Below are 1232 nucleotides of genomic sequence, written 5' to 3' on the forward strand. Positions count from 1 at the left end.
TAGGCCGTGTCTCTTTGATGGGTTGATCAGTTGATCGGATGTGTCTGTCCGGTTAGTGATCACTGATGCGATGTGGGACCGGATCGAGCCGCTGATGCCGGCCGATCCGGTCCGTGGCCGGCGGTGGGCCGACCACCGCCGAACCCTTGAGGCCATCGCGTGGAAGTACCGCACGTGCTCGCCCTGGCGGGACCTGCCCCACGAGCTCGGTGCGTTCCAGACCGCTCACAAGCGCCTGATCAGGTGGGCCGTCGACGGTACCTGGCAACGGATCTTCGCTGCCGTTCTCGGCGAGGCGGACGCTGCTGATGAAGTGGGATGGGCCGTGTCGGTGGACTCCACCGTCTGCCGGGCCCACCAGCACGCGGCCGGAGCCAGGAAAGGGGACGGACAGAGCTGAACCCGCCGATCACGCTCTCGGACGTTCCCGGGGCGGCCTGAGCACGAAAGTCCACGTCGCCAGTGATGGGCAGGCACGACCCCTCGCCGTTCATGTCACCGCGGGTCAGGCTGGCGACGCGCCTGCATTCGAGGCGGTTATGGCCCGCATTAGAGTCCCACGCACCGGCCTGGGCAGGCCACGGACCCGACCCGATGTGGTCCTTGCGGACCGGGCCTACTCGTCCCGGGCAATCCGCCGCCATCTTCGCCGCCGAGGCATCCGGACTGTCATCCCGCAGCCTTCTGACCAGGTCGGACACCGCCTTCGGCGAGGCCGCGCCGGCGGTCGTCCACCCAGCTTCGACGCTGAGGCATACAAGCAGCGCAACACCGTCGAGCGTTGCATCAACCGCCTCAAACAGTGGCGGGGCCTTGCCATGCGAACGGACAAACTCGCCATTGCCTACGAAGGCGCACTGCACCTCGCAGCCATCTTGATCTGGACGCGCCGACGGAAGGCTGAGGACGCCCGCTCCCCCGGGAGGTTCTGACTCAGGGCCCGGACGAGGCGTCGACTGCCCTCACCCGGCAGTCCGAGCACCTCCCGGACCTCCTCGCGACGAACAAATGCCGATAGACCGTCACCCGGCTCCGAGGGATGCCACAGAGCGTCGCCTTATCCGCCAAGGCGTGCTCCAGAGCCGAGCCACCTGTCTCCAGGCATGCCGCGAAGCTCGTCGGGGCAAGCCCGAACGCGAATCTCAAGGACCGGAGGCGGTGACCAAGCTGCGGCATGGCCACCACCCTCGCACGTGGCCCGATCGACATGAAGTCAAAGAGACAGAACCTAG

At 66.9% G+C, this 1232-nt stretch carries 1 protein-coding gene; it reads left to right on the forward strand.

What is annotated here, in order from left to right:
• Positions 1 to 70 precede the first annotated feature (70 nt).
• A protein-coding gene (locus ACZ4VW_RS32570) for an IS5 family transposase (protein ID WP_467968770.1) occupies positions 71 to 932 on the forward strand; the annotation gives its coding sequence in 2 pieces (ribosomal slippage) (positions 71 to 381 and positions 380 to 932; 864 coding nt in all).
• Positions 933 to 1232 lie beyond the last annotated feature (300 nt).

Source organism: Streptomyces sp. NPDC029139, assembly GCF_055564335.1.